21 protein-coding genes, 2 tRNA genes and 2 pseudogenes are annotated in these 25757 nt (G+C 70.0%); 17 read left to right on the top strand and 8 right to left on the bottom strand.

Features of this window, described 5'->3' with window-relative positions; translation table 11 throughout:
- Positions 1-6 precede the first annotated feature (6 nt).
- The 3 genes from gyrA (at position 7) to M8H82_RS13890 (ending at position 3530) form a co-directional block, all read left to right on the top strand.
- Positions 7-2601 (top strand): DNA gyrase subunit A, encoded by a 2595-nt coding sequence (gene gyrA, locus M8H82_RS13900; protein WP_250073613.1) that lies wholly within the window; start codon positions 7-9, stop codon positions 2599-2601.
- Positions 2602-2618: 17 nt separating this feature from the next.
- Complete coding sequence (locus M8H82_RS13895; RefSeq protein ID WP_250073611.1) at positions 2619-3344, top strand: DUF3566 domain-containing protein; 726 nt, start codon at positions 2619-2621, stop codon at positions 3342-3344.
- A gap of 112 nt (positions 3345-3456) precedes the next feature.
- A tRNA-Ile gene (locus M8H82_RS13890) sits at positions 3457-3530 on the top strand.
- Positions 3531-3732: 202 nt separating this feature from the next.
- Here the strand turns inward: M8H82_RS13890 and M8H82_RS13885 are convergent.
- Entirely contained in the window at positions 3733-7656 is a 3924-nt protein-coding gene (locus tag M8H82_RS13885; protein WP_250073610.1) for a hypothetical protein, read from the bottom strand.
- 424 nt (positions 7657-8080) lie between these two features.
- Between M8H82_RS13885 and M8H82_RS13880 the strand changes: the two genes are divergently transcribed.
- Together M8H82_RS13880 and M8H82_RS13875 are read left to right on the top strand one after the other, a co-directional pair.
- Positions 8081-9295, top strand: a complete 1215-nt coding sequence (locus tag M8H82_RS13880; RefSeq protein ID WP_250073608.1) for an amidohydrolase family protein — start codon at positions 8081-8083, stop codon at positions 9293-9295.
- Between the two features lie 50 nt (positions 9296-9345).
- Positions 9346-9540, top strand: a complete 195-nt coding sequence (locus M8H82_RS13875; protein WP_250073607.1) for a ferredoxin — start codon at positions 9346-9348, stop codon at positions 9538-9540.
- Here M8H82_RS13875 and M8H82_RS13870 read toward each other — a convergent pair.
- Together M8H82_RS13870 and M8H82_RS13865 are read right to left on the bottom strand one after the other, a co-directional pair.
- A pseudogene (locus M8H82_RS13870) lies at positions 9531-10298 on the bottom strand (glycosyltransferase family 2 protein); the annotation flags it as partial. The gene M8H82_RS13875 and the pseudogene M8H82_RS13870 overlap by 10 nt on opposite strands.
- Positions 10299-10423: 125 nt before the next feature.
- Positions 10424-10852 (bottom strand): DUF6344 domain-containing protein, encoded by a 429-nt coding sequence (locus M8H82_RS13865; RefSeq protein WP_250073605.1) that lies wholly within the window; start codon positions 10850-10852, stop codon positions 10424-10426.
- 328 nt (positions 10853-11180) lie between these two features.
- Between M8H82_RS13865 and M8H82_RS13860 the strand changes: the two genes are divergently transcribed.
- A complete protein-coding gene (locus M8H82_RS13860; protein ID WP_003999697.1) occupies positions 11181-11309 on the top strand; it encodes a DLW-39 family protein in 129 nt (42 codons plus the stop codon).
- Between the two features lie 139 nt (positions 11310-11448).
- A complete protein-coding gene (locus M8H82_RS13855; protein WP_250073602.1) occupies positions 11449-12753 on the top strand; it encodes a hypothetical protein in 1305 nt (434 codons plus the stop codon).
- Between the two features lie 98 nt (positions 12754-12851).
- Here M8H82_RS13855 and M8H82_RS13850 read toward each other — a convergent pair whose 3' ends face one another.
- Both M8H82_RS13850 and M8H82_RS13845 read right to left on the bottom strand, forming a co-directional pair.
- Positions 12852-14153: a serine/threonine-protein kinase gene (locus tag M8H82_RS13850; RefSeq protein WP_250073600.1), complete on the bottom strand. Its 1302-nt coding sequence runs from the start codon at positions 14151-14153 to the stop codon at positions 12852-12854.
- A 152-nt stretch (positions 14154-14305) separates the two neighbouring features.
- Entirely contained in the window at positions 14306-14857 is a 552-nt protein-coding gene (locus M8H82_RS13845; RefSeq protein ID WP_250073598.1) for a DNA-binding protein, read from the bottom strand.
- Between the two features lie 183 nt (positions 14858-15040).
- Between M8H82_RS13845 and M8H82_RS13840 the strand changes: the two genes are divergently transcribed.
- From M8H82_RS13840 to hisC, 3 genes are all read left to right on the top strand, one after another.
- Positions 15041-15113: transfer RNA gene (locus tag M8H82_RS13840), tRNA-Ala, on the top strand.
- A gap of 471 nt (positions 15114-15584) precedes the next feature.
- Complete coding sequence (locus M8H82_RS13835; RefSeq protein WP_250073596.1) at positions 15585-15917, top strand: hypothetical protein; 333 nt, start codon at positions 15585-15587, stop codon at positions 15915-15917.
- An 18-nt stretch (positions 15918-15935) separates the two neighbouring features.
- Positions 15936-17030, top strand: coding sequence for a histidinol-phosphate transaminase (gene hisC / locus M8H82_RS13830; RefSeq protein WP_250073594.1), 1095 nt, complete (start codon positions 15936-15938; stop codon positions 17028-17030).
- Positions 17031-17173: 143 nt separating this feature from the next.
- Here the strand turns inward: hisC and M8H82_RS13825 are convergent, their stop codons facing one another.
- Positions 17174-18400, bottom strand: coding sequence for an MFS transporter (locus M8H82_RS13825; RefSeq protein WP_250073592.1), 1227 nt, complete (start codon positions 18398-18400; stop codon positions 17174-17176).
- A gap of 148 nt (positions 18401-18548) precedes the next feature.
- Between M8H82_RS13825 and M8H82_RS13820 the strand changes: the two genes are divergently transcribed.
- The 4 genes and pseudogenes from M8H82_RS13820 to M8H82_RS13805 all read left to right on the top strand — a co-directional run bounded on the left by M8H82_RS13820 (position 18549) and on the right by M8H82_RS13805 (position 21353).
- Complete coding sequence (locus M8H82_RS13820; RefSeq protein WP_250073591.1) at positions 18549-19841, top strand: ATP-grasp domain-containing protein; 1293 nt, start codon at positions 18549-18551, stop codon at positions 19839-19841.
- Between the two features lie 39 nt (positions 19842-19880).
- Positions 19881-20495, top strand: coding sequence for a hypothetical protein (locus M8H82_RS13815; protein WP_250073589.1), 615 nt, complete (start codon positions 19881-19883; stop codon positions 20493-20495).
- Complete coding sequence (locus M8H82_RS13810; RefSeq protein WP_250073588.1) at positions 20495-20908, top strand: DUF2000 family protein; 414 nt, start codon at positions 20495-20497, stop codon at positions 20906-20908. Before M8H82_RS13815 ends, M8H82_RS13810 begins: the two co-directional genes overlap by 1 nt.
- A 27-nt stretch (positions 20909-20935) precedes the next feature.
- Positions 20936-21353, top strand: a pseudogene (locus tag M8H82_RS13805) (MBL fold metallo-hydrolase).
- A 471-nt stretch (positions 21354-21824) separates the two neighbouring features.
- Here M8H82_RS13805 and M8H82_RS13795 read toward each other — a convergent pair.
- Positions 21825-22523 carry a DUF5324 family protein gene (locus M8H82_RS13795; RefSeq protein ID WP_250073585.1) on the bottom strand — a complete coding sequence of 233 codons (699 nt, stop codon included), beginning with the start codon at positions 22521-22523 and terminating at the stop codon, positions 21825-21827.
- Between the two features lie 277 nt (positions 22524-22800).
- On the opposite strand from M8H82_RS13795, the gene M8H82_RS13790 reads away from it, so the two are divergent.
- Positions 22801-23328 carry a peptidylprolyl isomerase gene (locus M8H82_RS13790; RefSeq protein ID WP_250073584.1) on the top strand — a complete coding sequence of 176 codons (528 nt, stop codon included), beginning with the start codon at positions 22801-22803 and terminating at the stop codon, positions 23326-23328.
- Between the two features lie 87 nt (positions 23329-23415).
- Entirely contained in the window at positions 23416-24303 is an 888-nt protein-coding gene (locus M8H82_RS13785; RefSeq protein ID WP_250073582.1) for a rhomboid family intramembrane serine protease, read from the top strand.
- Positions 24304-24580: 277 nt separating this feature from the next.
- Here the strand turns inward: M8H82_RS13785 and crgA are convergent, their stop codons facing one another.
- Positions 24581-24835, bottom strand: a complete 255-nt coding sequence (crgA, locus tag M8H82_RS13780) for a cell division protein CrgA (protein ID WP_250073580.1) — start codon at positions 24833-24835, stop codon at positions 24581-24583.
- A 141-nt stretch (positions 24836-24976) separates the two neighbouring features.
- Between crgA and M8H82_RS13775 the strand changes: the two genes are divergently transcribed.
- The gene (locus M8H82_RS13775) at positions 24977-25756 is read left to right on the top strand and encodes a DUF881 domain-containing protein (RefSeq protein ID WP_250073578.1); all 780 of its coding nucleotides are present in this window, start codon (positions 24977-24979) and stop codon (positions 25754-25756) included.
- Position 25757 lies beyond the last annotated feature (1 nt).

Below are 25757 nucleotides of genomic sequence, written 5' to 3'. Positions count from 1 at the left end.
CCAGCAATGGCCGACGAGAACACCCCCGTCACCTCTGAAGAGGGCGGCATCATCGCCCAGCGTGTCGAGCCCGTCGGGCTCGAGACGGAGATGCAGCGCTCGTACCTCGACTACGCGATGTCCGTCATCGTCTCGCGTGCGCTGCCGGACGTCCGGGACGGCCTCAAGCCCGTCCACCGGCGCGTCCTGTACGCCATGTACGACGGCGGCTACCGCCCCGAGCGCGGCTTCTACAAGTGCGCCCGCGTCGTCGGCGACGTCATGGGCAACTACCACCCGCACGGCGACTCCTCGATCTACGACGCCCTGGTGCGCCTCGCCCAGCCGTGGTCGATGCGGATGCCGCTGGTGGACTCCAACGGCAACTTCGGCTCGCCGGGCAACGACCCGGCGGCGGCCATGCGCTACACCGAGTGCAAGATGGCGCCGCTGTCGATGGAGATGGTCCGCGACATCGACGAGGAGACCGTCGACTTCACGGACAACTACGACGGCCGCTCCCAGGAGCCGACCGTCCTGCCCGCCCGCTTCCCGAACCTGCTGATCAACGGCTCGGCCGGTATCGCGGTCGGCATGGCGACCAACATCCCGCCGCACAACCTGCGCGAGGTCGCGGCCGGCGCCCAGTGGTACCTGGAGAACCCGGAGGCCTCTCACGAGGAGCTCCTGGACGCCCTCATGGAGCGCATCAAGGGCCCCGACTTCCCGACCGGCGCCCTGGTGGTCGGCCGCAAGGGCATCGAGGAGGCGTACCGCACGGGCCGTGGCTCGATCACCATGCGGGCGGTCGTCGAGGTCGAGGAGATCCAGAACCGCCAGTGCCTGGTGGTCACCGAGCTCCCCTACCAGACCAACCCCGACAACCTCGCGCAGAAGATCGCCGACCTGGTGAAGGACGGCAAGATCGGCGGCATCGCGGACGTCCGCGACGAGACGTCCTCGCGCACCGGCCAGCGCCTGGTCATCGTGCTGAAGCGGGACGCGGTCGCCAAGGTGGTGCTGAACAACCTCTACAAGCACACCGACCTTCAGTCGAACTTCAGCGCCAACATGCTGGCGCTCGTCGACGGCGTCCCGCGCACCCTCTCCCTGGACGCGTTCATCCGCCACTGGGTGACGCACCAGATCGAGGTCATCGTCCGCCGTACGCGCTTCCGGCTGCGCAAGGCCGAGGAGCGGGCGCACATCCTGCGCGGCCTGCTCAAGGCCCTGGACGCCATCGACGAGGTCATCGCGCTGATCCGGCGCAGCGACACCGTCGACGTGGCGCGCACGGGCCTGATGGAGCTCCTGGAGATCGACGAGATCCAGGCCAACGCCATCCTCGAGATGCAGCTGCGCCGGCTGGCCGCCCTGGAGCGCCAGAAGATCGTCCAGGAGCACGACGAGCTCCAGGCGAAGATCACCGAGTACAACGCGATCCTGGCCTCGCCGGTCCGCCAGCGCGGCATCGTCAGCGAGGAGCTGGCCGCGATCGTCGAGAAGTACGGCGACGACCGCAAGACCACGCTGGTGCCCTACGACGGCGACATGTCGATGGAAGACCTCATCGCCGAAGAGGACATCGTCGTCACCATCACGCGCGGCGGGTACGTCAAGCGCACCAAGGCGGACGACTACCGCTCGCAGAAGCGCGGCGGCAAGGGCGTACGCGGCACGAAGCTGAAGGAAGACGACATCGTCGACCACTTCTTCGTCTCGACCACGCACCACTGGCTGCTGTTCTTCACCAACAAGGGCCGCGTCTACCGCGCGAAGGCCTACGAGCTGCCGGACGCCGGCCGGGACGCGCGCGGCCAGCACGTGGCGAACCTGCTCGCCTTCCAGCCGGACGAGGCGATCGCCGAGATCCTCGCCATCCGTGACTACGAGGCGGCGCCGTACCTGGTGCTCGCCACGAAGGCCGGTCTGGTGAAGAAGACCTCTCTGAAGGATTACGATTCGCCGCGCTCCGGGGGCGTCATCGCGATCAATCTTCGCGAGCAGGAGGACGGTTCCGACGACGAACTGATCGGTGCCGAACTCGTTTCGTCCGAGGACGATCTGCTGCTGATCAGCAGGAAGGCCCAGTCGATCAGGTTCACCGCGACGGACGACGCGCTGCGGCCGATGGGCCGTGCCACCTCGGGTGTCAAGGGCATGAGTTTCCGCGAGGGCGACGAGCTGCTCTCGATGAATGTTGTTCGACCCGGTACGTTCGTGTTCACTGCAACCGACGGCGGGTACGCGAAGCGCACCCCCGTCGACGAGTACCGCGTCCAGGGACGTGGTGGCCTCGGTATCAAGGCCGCCAAGATCGTTGAGGACCGCGGATCGCTCGTCGGCGCGCTGGTGGTCGAGGAGACCGACGAGATCCTCGCCATCACGCTGGGCGGCGGTGTGATTCGTACGCGAGTCAACGAGGTCAGGGAGACGGGCCGTGACACCATGGGCGTTCAACTGATCAACCTGGGCAAGCGCGATGCCGTGGTCGGTATCGCACGTAACGCCGAGGCGGGGCGCGAGGCGGAGGAAGTCGAGGGCGTGGACGCCGTCGACGAGACCGCCGAGACGGCCACGGCCGCCGGCACGGACGAGGGTGAGGCGCCCTCGGCCGAGTAGCACGAGGAGTGAGTCACGTGAGCGGAGCCACGGGCGCCGGATCGGCCGGTACCTCTACGGGTACGGAGACGGACGGCGGCGGCCGTGGCTCCGCCGCGCAGACGGCGGACTCGCCCTCGCCCGACACGCATGGATCCCAGGGGGGAACTGTGACGGACACCCGAGGCCCGCAGGCCCAGCAGTACGCGGCCGGCCAGGCCCCGGCGGCTCAGCAGCAGCCGGCGCAGCCCGCGCCGTCGCCGTCGCCGCTGCCCGGCGAGCGGCAGGCAGGGCCCTCCTCCGGGCCCTATCACCCGCCGCAGGCCTACCCGGCGGCGGCCGCTCCGGCGAACGCGGTCCGCAGGCCCCGTACGGGTGCCAGGACCGTGCCGCGCACCCGCAAGGCCCGGCTGCGCGTGGCCAAGGCGGACCCGTGGTCGGTGATGAAGGTCAGCTTCCTGCTCTCCATCGCGCTCGGCATCTGCACCATCGTCGCGGCGGCGGTGCTGTGGATGGTCATGGACGCGATGGGCGTCTTCTCGACGGTCGGCGGCACCATCTCGGAGGCGACGGGCTCGAACGAGTCCAACGGCTTTGACCTGCAGTCGTTCCTGTCGCTGCCGAACGTCCTGATGTTCACGTCGATCATCGCGGTCATCGACGTCGTCCTCGCCACGGCCCTCGCCACCCTCGGCGCCTTCATCTACAACCTCTCCGCCGGCTTCGTCGGCGGCGTGGAGCTGACGCTGGCCGAGGACGAGTGAACGCCCCCTCAAACCTCTCCTGACTCCTCCCCGACAACCGATTTTGGGACTGCGCACGTCGTGCGCTAATCTTCAGGAGTCAGCGCGCGGGACACACTCCGCAGAGCGCGGCGGGGCTATAGCTCAGTTGGTTAGAGCGCATCCCTGATAAGGATGAGGCCACAGGTTCAAATCCTGTTAGCCCCACAGTTCGAGAAACCCCCGGTCCAGCAGGACCGGGGGTTTTCTGCTGTGCGGGGGCCGTCGGTGCGGCAATGAAAGGACCCGATCGCTGGCGACGGGGGATGCACCAGCGATCGGGCTGTGAACCACAGTAACAAGGCTGGTGGAGCGGCGGGAGGCGGCCGTTCGGGACCGGGTGGGGGTTGTGAGCGGGATCACGTTGCCGTCACGGGTCGCACGGGGGGTCATAGGAGAGGCGGGGCAGGTATTCGTCCCACTTCTCCTCCGTCAGGACGCCGCGCGTGGTGGCGCAGATGCGGCGCACGGCGCGGTCGACATCGAGGTTCCACAGGCGGACCGTGTCCGTGCCGCTGGAGACGCCGAGCATGTTGCCGTGAGGGCTGAAGGACAGGAAGTTGCCGGTCGTGGCGTTGGGGCTCATGGACTCGCCGATGGGGGCGGCCTCGGAGGGGGTGGCGGCCTTCCACAGGCGGACCGTGTTGTCGTTGCCGCCGCTGGCCAGGGTGCGGCCGTCCTGGCTGAACGTCAGGGAGACGACCGCCTCCGTGTGACCGGTCAGCGTGGCGGCGGGCCTCCGCGTCCCGGCCGGGTCCGTGACGTCCCACAGGCGGACCGAGCCGTCGTCGCTGCCGCTGGCCAGGGTGCGGCCGTCGGGGCTGTGGACGAGGACGTTGACGGGGCCCTCGTGGGCGGTGAGCGGGGAGCCGATCGGGGTGGTGTGCCGGGGGTCGGCGGTCTTCCACAGCCGGATCGTGCCGTCCGCGCTGCCGCTGGCCAGGGTGCGGCCGTCGGCGGAGAAGGCGAGGGTGTTGATGTAGCCGCGGTGGCCGGTGAGCGGGGGGCCGTAGGGGGCCGGGCGGCGCGGGTCGGAGACGTTCCACAGCTGCAGGGTGCGGTCGTCGTAGGCCGTGGCGAGGGTGCGGCCGTCGGGGCTGAAGGCCAGTGCGTCGGGGCCCATGAAGCGGGTGCGCAGGGTCAGGGGCGGGCCGTGGGAGACCGGGCGGGTGGGGTCGGAGACGTCCCACAGGAAGACCGCGCGGTTGCCCGTCAGCACCGCGAGGGTGCGGCCGTCGGGTGCGAACAGCAGGGAGCGCTGGCCGCCGTCGTCGGGCATGAACGGCTTGTTCAGGGTCGCGGGGCGGTCCGGGTTGCGGACGTTCCACAGCCGGACGCTGCCGTCGCGGGCGGCGGTGGCGAGGACCCGTCCGTCGGGGCGGAAGGCGCCGCTGCGGCCGAACATGTCGGAGGTCGGGATCGACCACAGCCGCACCTTGCTGTCGCCGCTTCCGGTGGCCAGGGTCCTGCCGTCCGGGCTGAAGCCCAGCGCGTACATCTCCCCGCTGCTGCCCGCGAGCGGCTCGCCGACCTGGGCGGGATAGGCCGGGTCGCTGACGTTCCACAGGGTGGCGGTGCTGTCCGCGCTGGCCGCGGCGAGCGTGGAGCCGTCGGGGCTGAAGGCCACCGACCAGATGGGCCCGGTGTGGCCGGTCAGGGGCGAGCCCAGCGCGGTGGCGCGGCCGGGGTCCGCCACGTCCCACAGGCGTACGGCGTCATCGGCGGCGCCGCTGGCCAGGGTCCTGCCGTCGGGGCTGAACGCGACGGAGTGCACCAGGTCCGTGTGCCCGGTCAGCCGGGTGCGGTACGGCTTCGGGCGGCGCGGGTCGGCGGTGTTCCACAGCCGGACCGTGTCGTCGTCGCCGCCCGCGGCGAGGGTGTCGCCGTCCGGGCTGAACGCCACCGAGCGCACGGCGGCGCCGGCGCCGGTGAGCGTGCTGACGGTCCTCGGGCGGTCCGGGCCCGCCACGTCCCACAGGCGGACCGTGCGGTCCTCGCCGACGGAGGCCAGGGTGCGGCCGTCGGGGCGGAACGCGAGCAGGTAGATCGTGCCCTTGTGGCCGGTCAGGGGCGTGCGCAGCGGCTTGGGGCGGCTGGGATCCCGTACGTCCCACAGCCGGATCGTGCCGTCGTCCGCCGCGCTGGCCAGGGTGCGGCCGTCCGGGCTGAAGACCGCGCTGCTCACCCAGCTGGTGTGGCCGACGAGGGGCTTGCCCAGGGGCTTGGGGCGGCGCGGGTCGCCGACGTCCCAGAGCCGGACCGTGCGGTCGTAGCTGGCGGTGGCCAGGAGCTTGCCGTCGGGGCTGAAGGAGGTGAGGTAGACGGCGCCGGTGTGGCCGAGGAGCGGGGTGGCCAGCGGGGCGTTCACGATGGACACCAGCCGGTTGTTGGTGCCCTCGTCGTCCGGGCGCAGCCGGTGCGCCACCAGGTCGAGCTGGGCCGACAGCGACGGGTCGGTGTACTGCACGCGGTCCGCCTCGGCCACCACCTGCTCGAACACGGCGTCGTTGCGCTGCTGCCATGCCACCACCGCGGAGCCGACGGCCACCAGCGCCAGCACCACCAGCGCCGCCACCGCGCCGCGCCGGACCCACAGGGTGCGCCGGCGCAGCCGTACCGAGGCCGCCAGGAACTCCACCGCGCTGCGGGTGAGGAAGGTGTCCCCCGCCGACCTGGCCCAGCTGTGGGCCTGTTCCAGCCGGGAGCCCCGGTAGAGCAGGGAGGAGTCGCGGTGTGAGTCCTCCCAGGAGCGGCCGTCCTCCTCCAGGCGCTGGCGCAGCAGGTTGCCGCCGCGGTCCTCGTCGATCCATTCGCGCAGCCTCGGCCAGGCGTGCAGCAGCGCCTCGTGGGTGATCTCCACGGTCTCCGCGTCGAGGGTCACCAGCCGGGCCTGGACCAGCGCCTCGAGCGACTCCTCCGTCTTGCCGGGGTCGGCCGACTCCGCCGCCAGTTGCCGCCGGGTGCCGCGCCGGCGGGTGGCCTGGGTGTCCTCGCCGAGGCGGACCAGCCGCAGCAGCAGCAGCCGGGCCGCCGTACGGGCCGCCGGGTCGAGACCGGACCAGGCCCGCTCGGCGGTCGCCGCGACGGCACCCTGGATCCCGCCGGCGGCGCGGTAGCCGGCCAGGGTCAGCCGCCCGGACTTGCGGCGCTGCCAGGTGGCCAGCAGGGCGTGCGAGAGCAGCGGCAGCACCCCGGCGTCATGGGCGCCGCGCGGGCCGTCGGCGCTGACCTCGCGCACGATCAGTTCGGCGAGGCCGGGTTCGAGTTCCAGGCCGACGGCCTTGGCCGGTCCGGTCACCGCGTCGCGCAGTTCGGCGCTGGTCAGCGGGCCGAGCACCATGTGCCGGTGCTGGAGGGCGTCGGCGAGTTCGGGGTAGCCGAGGCACTGCTCGTAGAAGTCGGCGCGTATGCCGAGGACGACGAGGGCGGGGGCCGGGCCGCCGTCGGCGGCGGGTGAGGCGGCGGCGTGCAATAACCGGATGAAGGTGCGCCGGTCCGCCTCGTCGGCGCAGAGCGTGAACGCCTCCTCGAACTGGTCGACGATGACGACCGGCCGGGCCCCGGGGGCCCGCTCGGCCCACGCCGCGACGGCGTCCCGCACCGCGTCCGCGAACCGTGGGCTCGCCCGGCCGCCCACCGCGGCCAGTTCGGGGATCCGCCGGGTCAGCTCGGCGAGCGGATCGGCGCCGGGGACGAGTTGCAGCACTTCGCGTTCATCCTGTACGGCGGGCACCAGACCGGCGTTGAGCAGCGAGGACTTCCCCGCGCCCGAGGCGCCGACCAGCATCAGCAGCCCGCCGCCGCGCTCCGCCGCCCGGAGTTGATCGACCAGGGCCGCGGTGCTGCGCTCCCGGCCGAAGAACCAGCGGGCGTCCTCCTGGCGGTAGGAGGCCAGGCCCCGGTAGGGGCAGACGCTCACCGCGGGGGGCGGCTCCTCGGCCGCTTCCTCGGAGACGGGGTCGGCCACCGCCCGCTCCCACAGCAACTGCCACGCCGGCAGGTCGTACAGCCCGGGGGAGACCGGCGCCGGACGGGCGCGCCGCGCCTGCGGGATCAGCACATGGAGTACGGCGGCCAGGGCGGCGAACTGCGCCGGTACGTTCTTCGCGCGCCGCCAGTCGCTGATGCGCTGCGCGGAGACCCGTACCGGACGCCCTCGTTCATCCACGCGCTGGAGCTGGACGACCGCCTCGGACACCCGTTTGAGCGGCGGGTTGCCGGCCTCCCGGTACAGCAGCGCAAGGCGTTCCGCGAAGGCTGTGCGTGCCCCTGAGTCGGAACTCAAGGCCTCCACCCCTTACTTTCCCCGCGCACGGACGTCCGGACCGGAAAACTCACTTTATACGGCTGACCTGGGCGGAAGCCCTGGACGGAAAACCCGAACCTCCTCGGAAACGAGACCAACTGGCAGGATCACACCGCGTAGCCAGTCAACCGCGCGTCGTCCGGAGAGGCTGCCGGCCTCCGCCGCCCTTGCCGCAGTGACGGAAGAACGATCACCCGTCCGCGCACCCCGTTACCTCCCGAGTCCTCGGTCCCGCTCCGGCGGGGACCGACACCAGCGCGTCGTTTGGCACCGGTCCCCGCGAGGGGAGGGACCGGTGCCGAACGACGCGGCATCCGCTCCCCTCGCCTGCCCCTGATGCTTGCCGCTTTCACCCCGGGGGCTTACCTTCATTTCTGACGAACCGTCAGATGCGAGGCGGGAGGCACCCGGCGTGGTCGAGGTCGCGAACGGCACCAGGGAACTGCCCAAGGTCATCAGCGTGGACGATCACGTGATCGAGCCCGCGCACCTCTTCGAGACCTGGCTTCCGGCCAAGTACCGGGACAAGGGCCCCAAACCCTTCACCGCCGGGATCGGTGAGCTGGAGTACGTGGGCGGAAAGTACCGGTTCACCACCGACCCCGACGGCCAGATCACCGACTGGTGGGAGTACGAGGGCGCGTTCTTCCCGTACAAGCGGATCATCGCGGCCGTCGGCTTCTCCCGGGACGAGATGACGCTCGACGGGATCACCCGGGAGCAGATGCGACGGGGCTGCTGGGACCCCAAGGCGCGCCTGGCGGACATGGAGATGAACCATGTCGAGGCCTCGCTCTGCTTCCCCACCTTCCCCCGCTTCTGCGGCCAGACCTTCGCGGAGGCCAAGGACAAGGAGGTCGGGCTCGCCTGTGTGCGCGCCTACAACGACTGGATGGTCGAGGAGTGGTGCGGCGACAGCGGCGGCCGGCTCATCCCGCTCTGCCTGATCCCGCTGTGGGACATCGACCTGGCGGTCGCGGAGATCCACCGCAACGCCGCCCGCGGGGTCCGTGCGGTGACCTTCAGCGAGATCCCGACCTACCTCGGACTGCCCTCCATCCACTGCGGCTACTGGGACCCCTTCTTCGCGGCCTGCGAGGAGACCGGCACGGTCGTGAACATGCACATCGGGTCCTCCTCCCAGATGCCGGCCGCGTCCCCGGACGCCCCGCCCGCCGTGCAGGCCTCGCTGAGCTTCAACAACGCCATGGCCTCGATGATGGACTTCCTCTTCTCCGGGGTCCTGGTGAAGTTCCCGCGGCTCAAACTCGCCTACAGCGAGGGGCAGATGGGCTGGATCCCGTACGCCCTGGAGCGTGCGGACGACGTCTGGGAGGAGCACCGGGCCTGGGGCGGGGTGAAGGACCTGATCCCGGAGCCCCCGTCGACGTACTACTACCGGCAGATCTTCTGCTGCTTCTTCCGGGACCGGCACGGCATCGAGGCCATCGAGACGGTCGGCGTGGACAACGCCACCTTCGAGACGGACTACCCGCACGTCGACTCGACCTGGCCGCACACCAAGCAGGTCGCGGCCGAGCACATGGCGGGCCTGTCGGACGAGGTGACGTACAAGCTGCTGCGCGGCAACGCCATCCGGATGCTCGATCTGCCCTTCGACCGCTGATTGACGGCCCCTCGGCACGGGCAGTCACCCGGGGAGAGACGGGAGTGCAGATGACGAAGGTCTCCGTGGACCCGGAGCGGTGTTACGGATCCGGCGATTGCGTCTACCGCGTGCCGTCCGTCTTCACCGCGCGCGACGGCTTCGGGGCCGTCCGGGCCGGGCGTGAGGACAGCGGCGGTGAGCCGGAGGTGCGCGAGGCGGCGGAACTGTGCCCGTCCCAGGCGATCGTGCTCGGCGGGTCGTAGGTCCACCGGCTGGCGGCGAGCGCATGCGCGCGTGCCTCCGCCACCGCCATCCGGGCCGCCCGCTCCGCCGGCTCGATGTGCGCGGCCTGGCTCGTGACCTGACCCGCCCACTTCCGGTAGAGCAGCCCGGCCTGGGCCGAGAACCAGCCGCGGCTCACGGCGTTCAGGGCGAGCAGCAGTCCGGTGTCCTCGGACGCGGGCAGCGCCATCCAGCCGCCGAGGGCGAGCAGCAGTTCCCGGCGTACGCAGAGCGAGGCCGGGTGGACCTGGGAGCGGAAGTCGTTGGCCCGCCAGAAGTCGAGCACCGCGCCCCGTTCGACCGGGCCGTCGTCGGGGTCTCCGGGGAATGCGGCGGTGGAGCCGTCGGGCAGCAGGTCCAGCACCCGTGAGGCCGCCCACCCGATCCCCGCGTCGCGCTCCAGCACCGTGAGATCACGGGCGAGCGCTCCCGGGGTGAGCCGGTCGTCGGCGTCCAGCACTTTCACATAGGGCCCGTCGGCGTGCGCGAGCGCGATGGTGCGGGCCACTCCGGGGCCGCCGGACCGGCCCTGCCGGAAGGTGACCCGGGCGTCGTCGGGGACATGGGGGGCGACGCAGTCGCTCGTCCCGTCCTCCTGCACGAGCCAGTGCCATTCCCAGCCGTCGGGCAGCCGCTGCGCGCATAACGAGGCGTACGCCTCCGGCAGGAAGCGGGCTGCGGGGCCGTGCACAGCGGTGACGACAATGACCCGCCGGCGCCCTCCGGATATGCGAGACATGGGGTCAGGCTACGACGAGGCCCGGCCACGTCTTCGCGTGGCCGGGCGTCGGATGAGGGCGGAGCTGTACGCAAGTTCGCCAGGACGGACGGGGGAGGAGGATCAGGTGCGCGAGCGGTGCGCGCTCAGCGCTGGAGCGGGATGTCCCTGGTCCCGACGATCACACCGACGGGCGTTTCGGCCTCGGCTGCGGCTCGGGTTGCGGCATCTGCGTCGGTGGTGTCGCAGTCGAGCGCGGCCGGTCCGGCTTCCGCTTCCGCTTCCGGGTCCGCTTCGGTGTCCGCGTGGTGGCGGCAGCTCGGTGTCTTGCCGTGCGCCTCGGCGCGGATGCGCTGCTTCATCGTGGGGGGCAGTGACCTGGCGTAGGACCAGGCCCAGAGGGACATCGCCGGCACCGGGGACTGCGCGGTGCTGTCGCTGCCGCTGGTGCGGGCCGACTCGGTGGGAGGTACGGCCGCGGCGGCGGTCGTGGTGACGAGTCCGAGCGCCGTGCACAGCGCGAGGAAGGCGGTGACGATGGCGGTCCACAGCGTCATGACCTTGTTCCGGGCCATGGCCCCTCACTTTCGGGTTGGGCGATTTGCGTACTTTCCTCATGATGTGTATGGAGGCCGCGAAGTGGTGGACCTGGGCCCGTGGCGCGTCGATGTTCAGATGAACACCACCCGGATGGGTGCAAGTGGCCGGAAATGCGGAGAAGAGATCCCAAAATCACCGTGTGTGAGGGTCTGATCACCCTCGGATCGGAAGGCCGCCATCCGTTCCTACTGCGGTCCAGCCATGGCGAGTTGGGGGGCTCGTACAGGTCACCGATCGATATCGGTCGGTGTGTATAGTCGGGCGCCAGAGGTCCCCTACGTCAACGAAAGACGAGGTCGCGCGGTGAAGAAGCTTCTCCTGGTCGCACTGGCCGCCATCGGCGGGCTCCTCGTGTACCGCCAGATCCAGGCGGATCGCGCCGAGCAGGATCTGTGGACGGAGGCGACTGACTCCGTGCCCACGGGTTCGTGAGAATTCCGACAAGCTGAGCTGAGAACAGACCCCGGCCGTGGTTGCGGTCGGGGTTTTGTGTTTTCCGCGGGTGGCTCGCGGCCCGGGTGGGCAGGATGGGGCACGTTCCCGGTCCGGCGACGACAAGGGGTGGCGCGTGATGGGGCGGCGTACGGCGTGGTGGCGCGCGGTGTGCCGCGTGGCCGTGGTGACGGCGGTGCTGTGCGGTAGCGGGGCGGGTGCCGGGGTGCCCTCCGCGGTTGCGGCCCCGGCGCCGACGCCTTATGGCTTCTCCCCCGACGCCACGACCGTCCCGGGCGTCGCGAGCACCGCGGACGCCGCCCGGCTGGAACCCGGACGGGCGTACCGCAGCTCGCTGCCGGTGAGCACCGATGTCTACTACCGCCTGGACTTGGACGGCACCTCCACCGCGTACGTCTCCGCCACCGCGGTTCCCCCGGCGGACGCGACCGTCTCCGCCTCCGACGGGCTCCGGGTGTCGGTGCAGGACGCCGACGGAGGCTCCTGCTCCTTCGAGACGGAGACCTTCGGCGGCGGCAGCAGCGCGCGTCCGCTCACGGCGGTGGCGATGCGGGAGCGGTCCGCGGACCGCACGCGGTGCGCGGAGGCGGGCACCTACTACGTGGTCGTCGAGCGGGTGGGTACGCCGGCCGTCGGCGATGTCGCCTGGGACCTGGAACTCGCCGCCTTCGCGGAGCCCCCGCTGGAGGAGGCCGTACCGACCGGCGCCCCCGAGTCCGGGGACCCCGGCTCTCCCGCGCCCCTGACGGGCGAGGCGGTACGACGGGACGGCGGCGCGGGGTTCGCCTCGGCCGTCTCCCTCGGGCAGGGCGTGTGGCGCTCGGACCTGCAGCCCGGGGGGACCGTGTTCTACCGGGTGCCGGTCGACTGGGGGGAGCGGCTGCACGCCACCGCCGAGCTGGCCGGCTCGGGGGAGGGCTCCCGGGTGGTGGTGGGGGCGCTGGAACTGTCCGTCCACAACCCGGTGCGGGCGCCGCTGGACGACGCGAGCCTCAACTACAACGGCAGTCAGCGTTCCGCCTCGCTGGATCCGCTGCCGCCGGTGGCGTACGAGAACCGGTTCGGCAACGGCGACCGGATCACGGGGATGCGGTTCGGGGGCTCCTACTACCTCGTCGTGCATCTGAGCGCACAGGTGGCCGAGCGGTTCGGGGACGGGCCGTTCGCCCTGACGCTGCGGGTGCGGGTGGAGGGCCCGGCGCGGAGCGGACCGGCTTATGACGGCCGGTTCCGGCCCCAGGACGTGTTCGCGTCGCCCGGGGGCGTGGGGGAGCTGGGCGGAGTGCCGTCCGGCGGCGGAGGCGGCGCGGGGGACGACGACGCCTTGATGTCGGTCCTCGCGGTGAGCGGCATCGGGGGCGGGACGGTGATCGTGGCCACGCTGGCGGTGTGGACGGTGGCGGGGCGGCGGCGGGTTCTGTGAGGGCGGGGAGCGGGCTCAGGGATTTTGAGGTGGGAGCGGGCTCAGGTGCTCAGGTGCTCAGGTGCGGATGGGATGGGGTACCGGGGTTGCGCCCCTCGTCAGATGCGGGTCAGGGCCCAGAAACCCGTGGCGTAGAGGGCCAGGGCGAGCAGCAGCAGGGGGATCGCGATCCTCGCGGGCGGGCCGGGGCGGCGGGCGGCCCGGCGGGCGGCCAGGCGGCGGGCCGTGCGGTGGCCTGTGGTCGGAGGGGGAACCTCCGGGACCTGAGCGGTGTACGAAGCAGTAGAGGCAGTGTCGGGACTCCGGTGCGGCACCGGGGTGGGCGGCTGCGCGGGGTACTGCGGGACGTACGGGCGAGGGGTGGACAGGACATGGGTAGGGCTGTGCGGGGGCTGCTGCTGTTCCTGGGGCTGTTCCTGGGGCTGGGGCTGTACGTGAGGTGGTGGCAGATGGAAGCCGCCCGTGTCCGACCTGCCGGCCCTGGCTTCCCGCCGGGTGGGATCCACGCCGGGCGCCCTCGTCAGTGGCCCCTCGGGCCCGAACCCCTGCGGCAGCGGCCCGAGTTGGTCGAAAATCTCGATGATCTCGTCGTCGGGCCTCGGCTCCGGCAGCAGCTCGGCCGCCGAGGCGAGCGCCTTGCGGGCCCCGGTCGCCGTGCGGAACCGCCCCTGCGGATCCGGCTGCAACAGCGTCGCCACGACCTGCCACAGCGGCTCGGGTATCCCCTTGGGCGCCCCCGGGGTGCCATGCGCCGCGAAATACTCGATCAGCGCCTTGGCATCCGGCTTGGCCCCCTCCAGCAGATACAGCGCCACCAGCCCTACGGCGAACAGATCGGCCGGGAAGTCCGGTTCCGCGCCCAGCAGTTGCTCGGGCGCGAGGTAACCGGGCGTTCCGACCACGAGGTTGGTCTCGGTCAGCCGTGGCTCGCCCAGCCGCATCGCGATGCCGAAGTCGGACAGCCGCAGCCGCGGCCGGCCCGTGCCGGTGGCTTCCAGCAGCACATTGGCGGGCTTGATGTCCCGGTGCACCACATCCTCGGCGTGCACCGCGGCAAGCCCCGAGAGGAGTTGGTCGAGCAGGACGCAGACGAGGGGCGGGGGCAGCGGGCCGTAGTCGCCGACCAGATGGACCAGCGAACCACCGGCGACGAGGTCCATGGTGAACAGGACCTTGTCGTCGTCGGCGGCCCAGCTCGCGGGGGCGAGCACATGCGGATGATCGATCCTCAGGGCCTGCTCGCGCACGAAGCGCAGCAGGGAATGCGCGTCGCTCTGCTGAAGCACCTTGGCGGCCACGTACCGGCGGCGGCGGTGATCCCAGGCGCGCCATACCGCGCCCACCCCTCCGCGTCCGATCGGGTCGACGAGTTCGTACCGCCCGGCGAAGACCTCACCCATGGCTGTGCGCCGCTCCTCCCCCTCCGCTTACCCCCCTTGCTTCCCCCTCGACGAGCGATACGACTCCCCCTTGCGCCGTGAGATGCGACCCCCTCGCATCCCTCCTCCGTCCCCCGGCCCGCCGAACCCCCTTCGGTGACCGGGGCGCGGGGTCAGCTCTGGTGGGACTGGTAGTGCGCGACCGCGTCGGAGGTGCGGCCCGCCCCGTACACCCGCAGGAACTCCGCCAGCTCCGGGTGGGTCGGGGCGAGGGTGTCGGCGGCCTCGATGATGTCGCCGGCGGCGGCGACCGAGCGCAGCAGGGACTGGATCTCGCGGACCACCCGCTTGACCGTGGGCGCCCCCGAGTTGTTCGTCGACTGCGTGGTGTTGTTGCTCAGCACCGAGCCCCCCTGCGACTTCTTGATCTCGTCCATGCGCTCGGTGGCCTCGGCCGCGCTCACGCTGCCGTCCGCGACCTGCCCCGCCAGGTCCTGAAGCAGCTGCACTCGCTGCACCACGGCCGGATTGCCGATCTTCGCCCGCTGACCGCTCATCAGCTGCGACAGCATCGGTGCGGACAGTCCCAGTACCCCCGCCAGACGAGCCTGGTTCAGACCAAGATCGTCTATCAGCTTACGGAAGAGCGCCCCCAGTGGCTCCCCGTACCAGTTCCGCTGCAGTTCCCGCGCTCTCGCGGTCGCTTCCTGCTGTGCGGCGTCCATTGCGTCTCCCCATCGCTTCCCCAGAACCGCGGTTCGCTCCAGCGAACCACGCGGAGCATCTTACGGAGAGTGGTCGGCCACCGGGACCCCCAATCTTTTTGCGAGATACCCCGGGCGACCCGGTACTCTGGTTCGCGGCGCCCACCGGATCTGCGACGCTTCCGGCTGGACGTCCCCTGTCGAGGGGCCTTAGCTCAGTTGGTAGAGCGCTGTCTTTGCATGGCAGATGTCAGGGGTTCGACTCCCCTAGGCTCCACACATAAATGCCCTCTGGTCTGCGGAAACGCGGTTCAGGGGGCATTTTGGTGCGCTGCCGTGTCCGGCTCCTCGCGGATCATGGGTCTGTCCGGCCAAGAGCCGCGTCGGTCTCAGGGGCGTGCGTGAGTGGCCCGTGGCCTCCTCGCCGAGTACGGGCCGTGGGGTCGGGTGTACGACTGTTCCGCCGCCGGCAGCGGGGCGGTACCTGACATCGGATCTTCATCACGCTCCAGGCCCAGGCCGACGCGAAAGAGCTGATCACCGGGGACATCAACGTCCGCGCTCAGTGCACCGGAGCGGGAGACCACAACCTGCAATCGCAAGAAACGCGGCTCGCGTGACTGGCAGCCGGCCGTCGTTCGACCCGCCGGACTACGTGTCCGCGTCGGCCGAGGTCGGGTGCGAGCCACCAACTCTTGCGGTGCGCGATGCCGTGCTCGATGCGGATGCGCCGTGAGGAGTGCGCCGTGTGCTGCTCGCCGAGCGGCTGGACGTGCCGGCGGCCTTGCTCAGGTCCGGGCGGCATCGGTGCCCATGCTGCGGTGACCCGCACGGGCGTCCAGTATCGACAGACTCGTCGAGTCGGGCGCTGGAGTTCGGCCTGTTTCGGGGTGGTGATTTCGGCCTGGGTAGCGGCCTCGTACATCCCCTTGATGCCGATGACCTCACCCGTCACCTCAGTGTGCTTGATGAGCCTGTCGGTGCCGGGCACCACGTGGCCCAGCGGTCAACGCTCAGCAAATGGACCGCCCTTGAACGTGCGGAAGGCCTGAAGGAACATTGCCGCTCGTTGTCGTCGTGAGCTGAGGAGGCAGGGCGAGTGGGCGAGCACGCACCCAGACTGAGGCCGGTCCTTGAGTCGATACCCGGCTACCAGCCGGGGCGCTCCGTGGCGGCTTCCGGCGCGCAGGACGGCTCCGTGTACAAGCTGTCCTCCAACGAGAACCCCTTTCCGCCGCTCCCCGGCGTGCTGGAACGGACGCTCGCCGGTACGGCCAGTGTCAACCGCTATCCCGATCTGGCCTGCGGGGAACTCGTCCGTGAGCTCTCCACCTACCTCGACGTGCCGGAGTCCCACATCGCGACGGGTACGGGATCCGTGGGCGTCACGCAGCAACTGCTTCAGGCAACCGTCGGGCCGGGGGACGAAGTCCTCTATGCCTGGCGGTCGTTCGAGGCGTACCCGGTGCTCACGCAGATCGTCGGGGCGGACTCCGTGCGGGTCCCGCTCACCACTGGCGCGGCGCACGATCTCACCGCGATGGCCGCCGCGATCACCGAGCACACCAGGCTCATCTTTGTCTGCAACCCCAACAATCCCACCGGAACCATCGTGCGCCGAGCAGAGCTGGAACGCTTTCTCGACCACGTTCCCTCAGACGTGCTGGTGGTTCTCGACGAGGCGTACATCGAGTTCGTCCGAGACGACGACTTTCCCGACGGGATCGAGGTGTACCGGAACCGCCCCAATGTCTGTGTCCTGCGCACTTTCTCCAAGGCGTTCGGGCTCGCCGGTCTGCGCGTGGGCTTCGCCGTGGCGCACGAACCCGTCGCGGCGGCGCTGCGCAGGACGGCCGTACCGTTCGGGGTGACCCGGTTCGCCCAGGACGCGGCCATCGCCTCGCTGCGGGCCGACGCCCTGATGCGGGAACGGGTGGCCCTGCTCGTGGCCGAGCGGAACCGGGTGACGTCGGCGCTGTCCGAGCAGGGATGGACCGTGCCTCCGTCGCACGCCAACTTCGTGTGGCTCGCCACCCACGAGCACACGACTGCCTTCACCCAGGCCTGTGAGGACGAGGGAGTGCTGGTGCGCTCGTTCGACGGCGAGGGCGTGCGGATCAGCGTCGGAGAGCGCACCGCGAACGACCGTTTCCTCTTCGCGTCACAGCGTTTCCGCAAGGAGACGCTTGACTGACGCTGTCGTACCGCCGGGCGGAACCAGCCGGTCGCCGGAGGCGAGGGGGTTCTGTCGGCCTGCGTGGTTCCTTCCCGCCCGGGAGGTGCCGGCCGGAGGCGGGACGGCGCGGTGTCCCGGGCTGGTCGCGACCCGCCGTTCGGTCAGTCCTCGGCCACCGCGATCCGGCGTCGGACCGCGCCGCGCAGGGCCAACTGCCCGGCAGCCGCCGCACCGCACAGCGCGGCGCACGAGTACCAGAGCACGGGGGCTCCGATCTCCAGCAGGCGGGTGCCGCCGAGCGGCGCGGTGAACGACCCGAGCCCCCAGGCCAGTCCGTACAGGCCGTTGTACCGGCCGCGCAGGTGCACCGGTGCCAGGTCGGCGACCAGGGCGGAGCCGATCGAGGTCAGCAGGACCTCGCCGACCGTCCACACGGCGACCGCGCCGGCGTACCCGGGAGTGGTGGACACCCAGGCCGTGGCGGCGTTGCCGACGCCCATCAGCACCATGCCGAGGACCAGCCCGTGGGTGCGGTCGAACTGCCCGAGCCGGTGCCCGATCAGCGGTTGGAGCACCACGATGGTCAGCCCGTTGAGAGCCATGACCAGGCCGTACGAGGACGTGGGCAGCCCTTGCCGTTCCATCGCCAGGGGCAGGGTGGTGAGGGCCTGCATGAAGACGAAGGCGCACAGCAGGGTCAGGAAGACGAAGGTGACCATCACCTGATCCCGCAGGACGTCGGTGGCGCGCCCCTGGGCGATTCTTGTCGGCCGGGCGCTCCCTTCCGGCACCCCTCGCCAGACGAGCACACCGAAGACGGCGCAGCTCAGCGCATCGATCCAGAACAGGGTGAGGAACCCGTTCCTGGCCAGCACCCCGCCGAGCGCCATGGAAAGGGCGAAGCCCAGGTTCACCGCCCAGAGCAGCATCCCGAAGGCCCTGGGGCGGCCCTCGGGCGGGAACAGGTCAGCGACGATCGCCTGGGACGCGGGCCGGAACAGGTCCAGGGCGAGGCCCAGGAGGAACACCACCACGACGATGACGGGGGTGCTCCTGGCATAGCCGAGGACCAGCATGAGCACACCCGTGGCCAGCATGCCGCCGGTCAGCGCGACGCGGCGGCCCCAGCGGTCCGCGATCACTCCGCCGATCGGCTGGGAGAGCACCCCGCCGAACCCCAGCACGGCGAGAACGGCACCGACCTCCGTGGCCGTCAATCCCCGCTCACGACTCAGATAAAAGGAGAGAAAGGGGATGACCATCGTGCCGAGTCGGTTGATCAGGGTTCCTGACCAGAGAATCCAGAAAGGTCCGGGAAGACCGCCGAATCTGGCCTGGGTTATGGCTGAAAAGCGCCCAGGTGTGGCGGGATATCGCTTGGTCCACATAGGCGGGAATCCTCGCACGATAGCGGCTCGACTGTCGACGTCGACTGCGGGCGAGCAGCATTCCGAATGGTGAGATCGAGGTTGACGGATCTTATGGGAACAGTGAAGGATGCATATTGTTCCGACAGGTACGGGGGAAATGGTGCGGATGGATACGCGTACGGCGGAGAAGTCCCACGTCGTTCTCGTGGACACCTATGAGACGGCATCGCACGGTGTTCCACAGACCGCTCGCCATATAGCGCCCGCATTTAATCGGGCCGGATTTCCGTGTGTACGGGTCCAGAGTTCCCCCGAGCCGCCCGCCGTGTACCGGTCGTCGAGCCCGGCACTGGAGAATTACGCGGCGAACATCGTGCACGACGGTGACCTCGACCGGACGCTGAAAGCGATCGCCCCTTACCGGCCGGTCGCCGTCATGGCCGGCGGCGAATACGGAGTGGCTTTCGCCGACATCCTGAGCGAGGCTCTCGGACTGCCGTCCAATGGCACCCGGCTCAGTGAGGCCCGCAGGGACAAGGCCGCGATGGCCGAGGCCGCACGCGACGCAGGCCTGCTCACCGCACGGCAGCTGCGCACCGAGACCGAGGACGAACTGGTGGACTGGCACCGGGAGACCGGCGGCCGGATCGTGGTCAAGCCGCTGCGCAGCGCGGGCGGGGACGGCGTCGCGTTCTGCGACACACCGCAGGAGTCGGCCGAGGCCTTCCGCCGGCTCATCGGGTCCGACGACATCTTCTCCGCGACCAATAAGGCGGTCCTCGCCCAGGAATACCTGGTGGGTACGGAGTACATCGTCAACACGGCGAGTCTCGGCGGCCGTCACCACGCCGCCGAGATCTGGCGCAGCTCCCGGTACTCCGTCAACGGGATCACCGACCTGTCCGGCGCCTGCTACATCGTGCCGCGCCGGGGCGAAGTCCAGGACGCGCTGGTTGAGTACGCGTTCGCCGTACTGGACGCGCTCGGCATCCGGCACGGCCCGGCGCATGTGGAGCTGAAGATGACCCCGCAGGGCCCCTGTCTCATCGAGGCGGGTGCCCGGCTGTCCGGCGGCGACCTGCCGCACTACGCCCAGTTGGCCACCGGCGAGTCCCAGCTCGACTGGGCCGTGGACGCGTATGTCAGGCCCCGAAGATTCCTTGCCCGCCGGGGCGAGCCCTACGAAATTGACCGGTACTTCGCCTGGGTGGCGCTCATTTCTCCGGTCGCCGGAAAGCTCGCGGAATACCCCGAGCTCGACCGGATCAAGTCGCTGGAGAGTTTCCACGAGGTGTGGGAGCTCGTGCGGCCGGGTGACCGGATCGTGCCGACCGTGGATGACACGACGTATCCCGTGATCGTCAATCTGATGCATGAAGTGGAAGAAATCGTCCACCGTGACATGGGGACGATTCGATATCTTGACGGGGTGGGCTTCTATGAAATCGAGCAGCAGTGATTATTCCCCCTTCATCTCTTATGTGGGCGGGAGCTGACCATGACTGCCCAGATCGATGGCTACCAGGAGACGGCGGCATTTTCCACGGAAATCACGCCGGCCATGCGTTATCGCTCCGCCGCCACACTCGCGGACGATCCCGCGGGTCTGACCTGTAGCGTCACCGTGGGAATGCGGTGGGCGGCGGCACAGGGGAGAGCGGGCCGGCTGGTCGGCTACCCGTCGTTCGAACTCGCAGCCACGTCGGTGAAGGACGGACGGCACGACGCGCTGCTCGTGGCCGGCGCGTACCCGGAGATCCGCTCCTTCTTCTTCGACCCGCGACTGCGCGCGGTCGAGGCATTCGTCAGCACGCTGCCCGACATGGTCCTCGCCGCCCCTGAGGAACATGCGGCCCTCCACCGCTTCGACACCGTCCACTACCACCCGGCGACCAGAGTCCTGTTCGAGGCCGGCGTCGAGAGCCGCACGGACGACGCGGTCCAGGCCATGTCCAACAGCGCGGCCTGCCGCGGCGCCCTGGAGAACCCCCGTATCGCGGCCGCCATCACCAACCGGACCTGCGCCGACCACTACGGTCTCGAGATCATCGAGGTGCTCTCGGCCGGTACACCGATGAGCTTCGTCGTGTTCGAGCGGAGGAACCAGCAGTAGTGTCCGACCTTCTCCGTACGGCCATCGCCGTCGACAAATCGCTGGACGCGGGGGCGGTCGCCAACGCCTCCGCGATCGTCATGGGCCAACTGGCTCGCCTCGACGACCGGATCTACGCGGACGACGTGCGTGACGCCGAGGGCGCGCTGCATGCCGGCATCCGTTTCAACACCCTGGTGCTCTCCGGGCGGAGCAGTCACCTGACCGCTCTCGCCGAGGCCGCCCGGGCGGATGGACTGCCCACCGTGCTGTTCACCTCCCAGGGCCAGTCGCTCAGCAACTCCTTCGACGCCTACCGGGACTTGGTCGCCCAGGCGGCGCCGGGCGAACTGAGCGTCTGCGCGGTCGGCGTGGTGGGGGAGCACGCGCTGGTCCGCACTCTGACCAAGCGCTTCAGTGTCTACCGTGGCTGACGCTCCGTCGAACAGTTCCGCACGGGGATGGGTCCCAAGAAGCTCACCAAGAATTCCCATGCCTGCGTCCGCCTGGCGAAGGACGGCCGAACCCTTGTCATCGACCCGGGCGGGTTCTCAGAGCAGGACGCCGCGCTCGGCGCCGACCCTGAAATCGGTCGTGGAGCAGGTGACCTCCGCGTTCCCGGGCCGCGTCCACACTGTCGGCCACGGCGACACGTTCACTGCGGCGGGATTCGAGGTCCAGGTCCATGGCGAACTGCACGCCGTCATCCATCCGGACATCCCGCGCATCACGAACGTCGGCTATCTCGTGCAGGGCGACGCCTCCGGCACGGTCTTCCACCCCGGCGATGCCCTCACCGTCCCCGACCCCCGTCAGATCGGCGGGCTGGGCGGCACGGAGCACCTGCGCCTGGCCCCGGGGGCCTCGACGCAGCTCTGAACACCTGGGAGTTCGCTCAGACTCACGTCGTACAGCCGGGACTGTTCACGGCACCCGACTGTCCTGGCCGGAGTCTGCGCAGGCCCCCGGCCACGATCTCCTCATCCTGTCGGGCGCACCCGACGAGGCGCTGACGGGCCGCTTCCGCACGGATGGTTTCCGGGACACCCGGTCGGTGACGCTGGTGTAGCGGGTTCACGTGCCGCAGCCGTGTCTATTCAGACACCGCAACGGGGCGGAGCACCGTCAGGGACTCTTCCTGCCGAGCCATCATCGCAAAGGAGAACCTGTCGATTTCCAAGCAGAGATCGACATCCCAGCAGGAATCGCACGCTGGTACAGAAGACGACGGCGGGCGGCCCGGCTGCCGGCATTCGGGGCGTTCTGTTTCACGTGAAACAGCACCGCGGGGCGGGAAACCCCCGACAGGTCTCCCGCCCCACGGGGCGCTGTGCTCGGAACGCCGTCACGTCACGGGCGTTCCTCGCGGTTCGCGGCCTCCTCGGCCTCCTTCTCCTCGACCTCGGGGTCGAGGACCGAGGGGGCGCTGCCGTCCACCGAGGCGAGGGGGCCCGTCTCCGGGACCTCGGTGGCGGCGGGGGGCTCGACCAGCCAGTCCGGGTTGGCCTGCTTGTCCCACCACTTCCAGGCGGCGAACGCGGCGCCCGACAGAGCGCCCGCGACGAGCAGGGCCTTCGCGAGCCGGCCGGCCCGCGCCCGGCGCTCGTGCTTGCGGACCAGCTTGTGGATCTCCTCGGGCGAGACCTGCCCGCGGAGCGCGGCCAGCGCGGCCACGCTGCGGGATGCGGCCTCGGCCTTCATGGGCACGGCCACCGCGACCGCCTGCTCCAGCCGCGGGCGGGAGTAGTCGGCCGCCTGGCGGGCAGCGAGTCGGGTACGGAGTGCGGCCTCCTGGGCGGCGTGGTCGACCTTCGGCGGCACATGGGTGAGGGCCTGCTCCAGTCGCGGGGCGACAAGGGCGTCGTACTGCACGCGGGCCTGCTCGGCGGCCTGGGACACTTTCGGCGCGAGCCGAACGCGCGCCTCCTGTGCGTAGTGCACGGCCGAGTCCTTGGCTGTGCCGGCGTAGGGCGCCACCACTTCCGCGGCGTGCCGCACGCTGTCCTTCGCCGAGCCGGCTGCGGCGCGCACGCTGTCTTTGCGGGTCACGGTTCCTCCTCCTCGGTGGCGTTACGTATTTCGACTTTCCACCCTTTTACGGATCATGCCTGCGAATGAGCTCGGGGGCATGTGAAGGGCGGGCATCCGGGTCACGCAGAGGCATCAAGGTCACACAGGGCAACCAGGTCACACAGATGAATACAGGGCAACAGGAGCTTGTCGTCGACAATGCCACGGATCGCCGCCGCGCGCCCCCGGCCCGGGGTCACTCGACCGGATTTCTGCAAGGATCGGAGGGTCACCAGTAGACAAAGGAAGGCACATCGTGGCCGAGCAGCTCCACGCCACCCTGAAGACCAGCCACGGCGACATCGACGTACGGCTGCTGCCGAACCACGCGCCCAAGACGGTGCGCAACTTCGTCGAACTCGCCAAGGGCGAGCGTGAGTGGACCAATCCCGCCACCGGTGAGCGGTCGAGCACCCCCCTCTATGACGGCACGATCTTCCACCGGGTGCTCAGCGGCTTCATGATCCAGGGCGGCGACCCCCTGGGCACCGGCATCGGCGGCCCCGGCTACGAGTTCGAGGACGAGTTCCACCCCGACCTGCGCTTCGACCGGCCGTATCTGATGGCCATGGCCAACGCCGGGCCGGGCACCAACGGCTCGCAGTTCTTCATCACCGTCGCCCCGGCGGTGCACCTCAACCGCAAGCACACCATCTTCGGCGAGGTCGTCGACCCGGCCAGCCAGAAGGTCGTGGACGCCATCGCCACCACGCAGATCAACCCGCGCACCACGCGCCCGGTCACCGACATCGTCATCGAATCCGTCGTCGTCGAGACCCGCTAGGGCCTGCCCGAAGGGAACCAATCGCCCCGCTCATCCGTAAAGATGGGCGGGGCGGGTGCATGCCGGGACGACGACTTAGGGGATCTCATGGACCAGGCGCCAGACAGCGCGCACCAGGCCCAGGGCCTGCCCGGCTGCTACCGGCACCCGGACCGGGAGACCGGCGTCCGCTGCACCCGGTGCGAGCGCCCCATCTGCCCCGACTGCATGGTCAGCGCCTCCGTCGGCTTCCAGTGCCCCGACTGCGTCCGCACCGGCTCCGGCACCGGACACGCGCCCACCGCGGCCCGTCCGCGCACGATCGCGGGCGGCACGCTCACTGCGGACCCCCGACTGATCACCAAGATCCTCCTCGGCATCAACCTCGCGGTGTTCATCGCCGTACAGGCCCGGCCGTCGCTGCTGAACGATCTCGTGCTGCTCGGCGCCTGGCCGCCCGAGCCCTTCACGCCCACCCAGGGCGTCGCGGGCGGGGAGTGGTACCGCCTGTTCACCTCGGTGTTCACCCACGAGGAGATCTGGCACATCGGTTTCAACATGCTCAGCCTGTGGTGGCTCGGCGGCCCTCTGGAAGCCGCCCTGGGCCGCACCCGTTATCTGACCCTGTACCTGGTGTCGGGCCTGGCGGGCAGCACCCTCGCCTATCTCGCGGCCTCCCCCACCACGGCCACTCTCGGCGCCTCCGGTGCCGTCTTCGGGCTCTTCGGCGCCACCGCCGTCCTGATGCGGCGCATGAACTACGACATGCGGCCCATCCTCGCCCTGCTGGCGATCAACCTGCTCTTCACCTTCAGCCCCGGCTTCAATATCTCCTGGCAGGCACACATCGGCGGCCTGGTGGCCGGCGTGGTGGTCGGCTACGGCATGGTCCACGCCCCGCGCGAGCGGCGGTCCCTGGTCCAGTACGGCACCTGTGCGGTGGTGCTGGCGGTGCTCGTCGGGCTCATCCTGGTGAGAACCGCACAGCTCACCTGAGCCGTGCGTTTCCACAGCTGAGCGGGGCTGTTGTCCACAGCAGGTGCCGGATCTTGTGCATAGGGTGCGGGAACAGCAGTGCCCCCTGTCACCGACCCGTGTTTCCGCAGGTCAGGCAGGGGGCGAATGCCTTTTCGATTGCCGGTACTTCCGTCACACCGGCGTCAACGCCCTAGGGGTTATCCACAGATCGTCTTTCTTTTCCCCATGTGGAAAACCGCTGTGGATAACTCAGGGGATAGCCCTGGGCAGAGGTGAGTTCACCGGGGCGTGGCCGTCACTTCCACTGCGTGGAGACGCCGAATCCGGCCGCGATGAAGCCGAAGCCCACCACGATGTTCCAGTTGCCGAACGCGTCGATGGGCAGCGAACCGTCGGTCACGTAGAACACGACGATCCAGGCCAGCCCGATGACGAACATGGCCAGCATGACGGGTGCCACCCAGCTGCGATTGGTCAGCTTGATGGCGGTCGCCTGCTTCGCCGGCGGCGGCGTGTAGTCGGCCTTCTTGCGGATACGTGACTTCGGCACGAGGGTCTCTCCTGTCGATGCGCTGCGTGGCCGCGCAGGGAACTGTGGCTGGCTCGGGGCAGCGTACAAGGGGACACTGAGTGCTCCCCCGGGCGTCCGTTAGCGTAGTGCTTCCGTGGCGCCGAAGGAGATAAGGGTACGTTGAGCAATTCTGCCGACTTTCCCCCACCGGGATCCAGTCCTGCCCGCGGGCGCCGTTTCCGGCCCGTGCGGGTGCTCACCGCTGCCGTCTTCGCTCTCGCCGGCCTCATCTTCTTCACCAGCTTCAACACGGCCAAGGGCACCAACATCCGCACGGACGCCTCGTTGCTGAAGCTTTCGGACCTGATCCATGAGCGCAGCCTGAAGAACGGCGAGCTGGACGAGTCGAACGCCGCCCTGCGCGAGGACGTGGAGGGCCTCGCGGAGCGCGACGACGGCAGCACCAGGGCCGAGGACGAGAAGCTCGCGAGTCTGGAGAAGCGCGCGGGCACCCAGAAGGTGACCGGTGAGGCGATCACGGTCACGCTGAACGACGCCCCGCCGGACGCCACCGCGAAGCTGCCCGGCTATCCCGAGCCGCAGCCCGACTACCTGGTCATCCACCAGCAGGACCTCCAGGCCGTGGTCAACGCGCTCTGGCAGGGCGGCGCCAAGGGCATCAAGGTCATGGACCAGCGGCTGATCTCCACCAGCGCCGTCCGCTGCGTCGGCAACACCCTGATCCTCCAGGGCCGCGTCTACTCACCGCCGTACAAGATCACGGCCGTCGGGGAGCCCGAGAAGCTCCAGAAGGCGCTCGCGGAGAGTCCGGCGATCCAGAACTACATGGTCTACGTCAACGTGTACGGCCTGGGCTGGAAAGTGACCGAGGACGAGACGGTGACTCTTCCCGGCTACTCGGGCACAGTGGATCTGCAGTACGCCCAGCCCGTGGAGTGAG

This window comes from Streptomyces sp. YS415 (genome assembly GCF_023544665.1).
Lineage (GTDB): Bacteria > Actinomycetota > Actinomycetes > Streptomycetales > Streptomycetaceae > Streptomyces.
The sequence above is the reverse complement of the archived record's forward strand: the minus strand, read 5'-3'. Positions and strand labels throughout refer to the sequence as shown.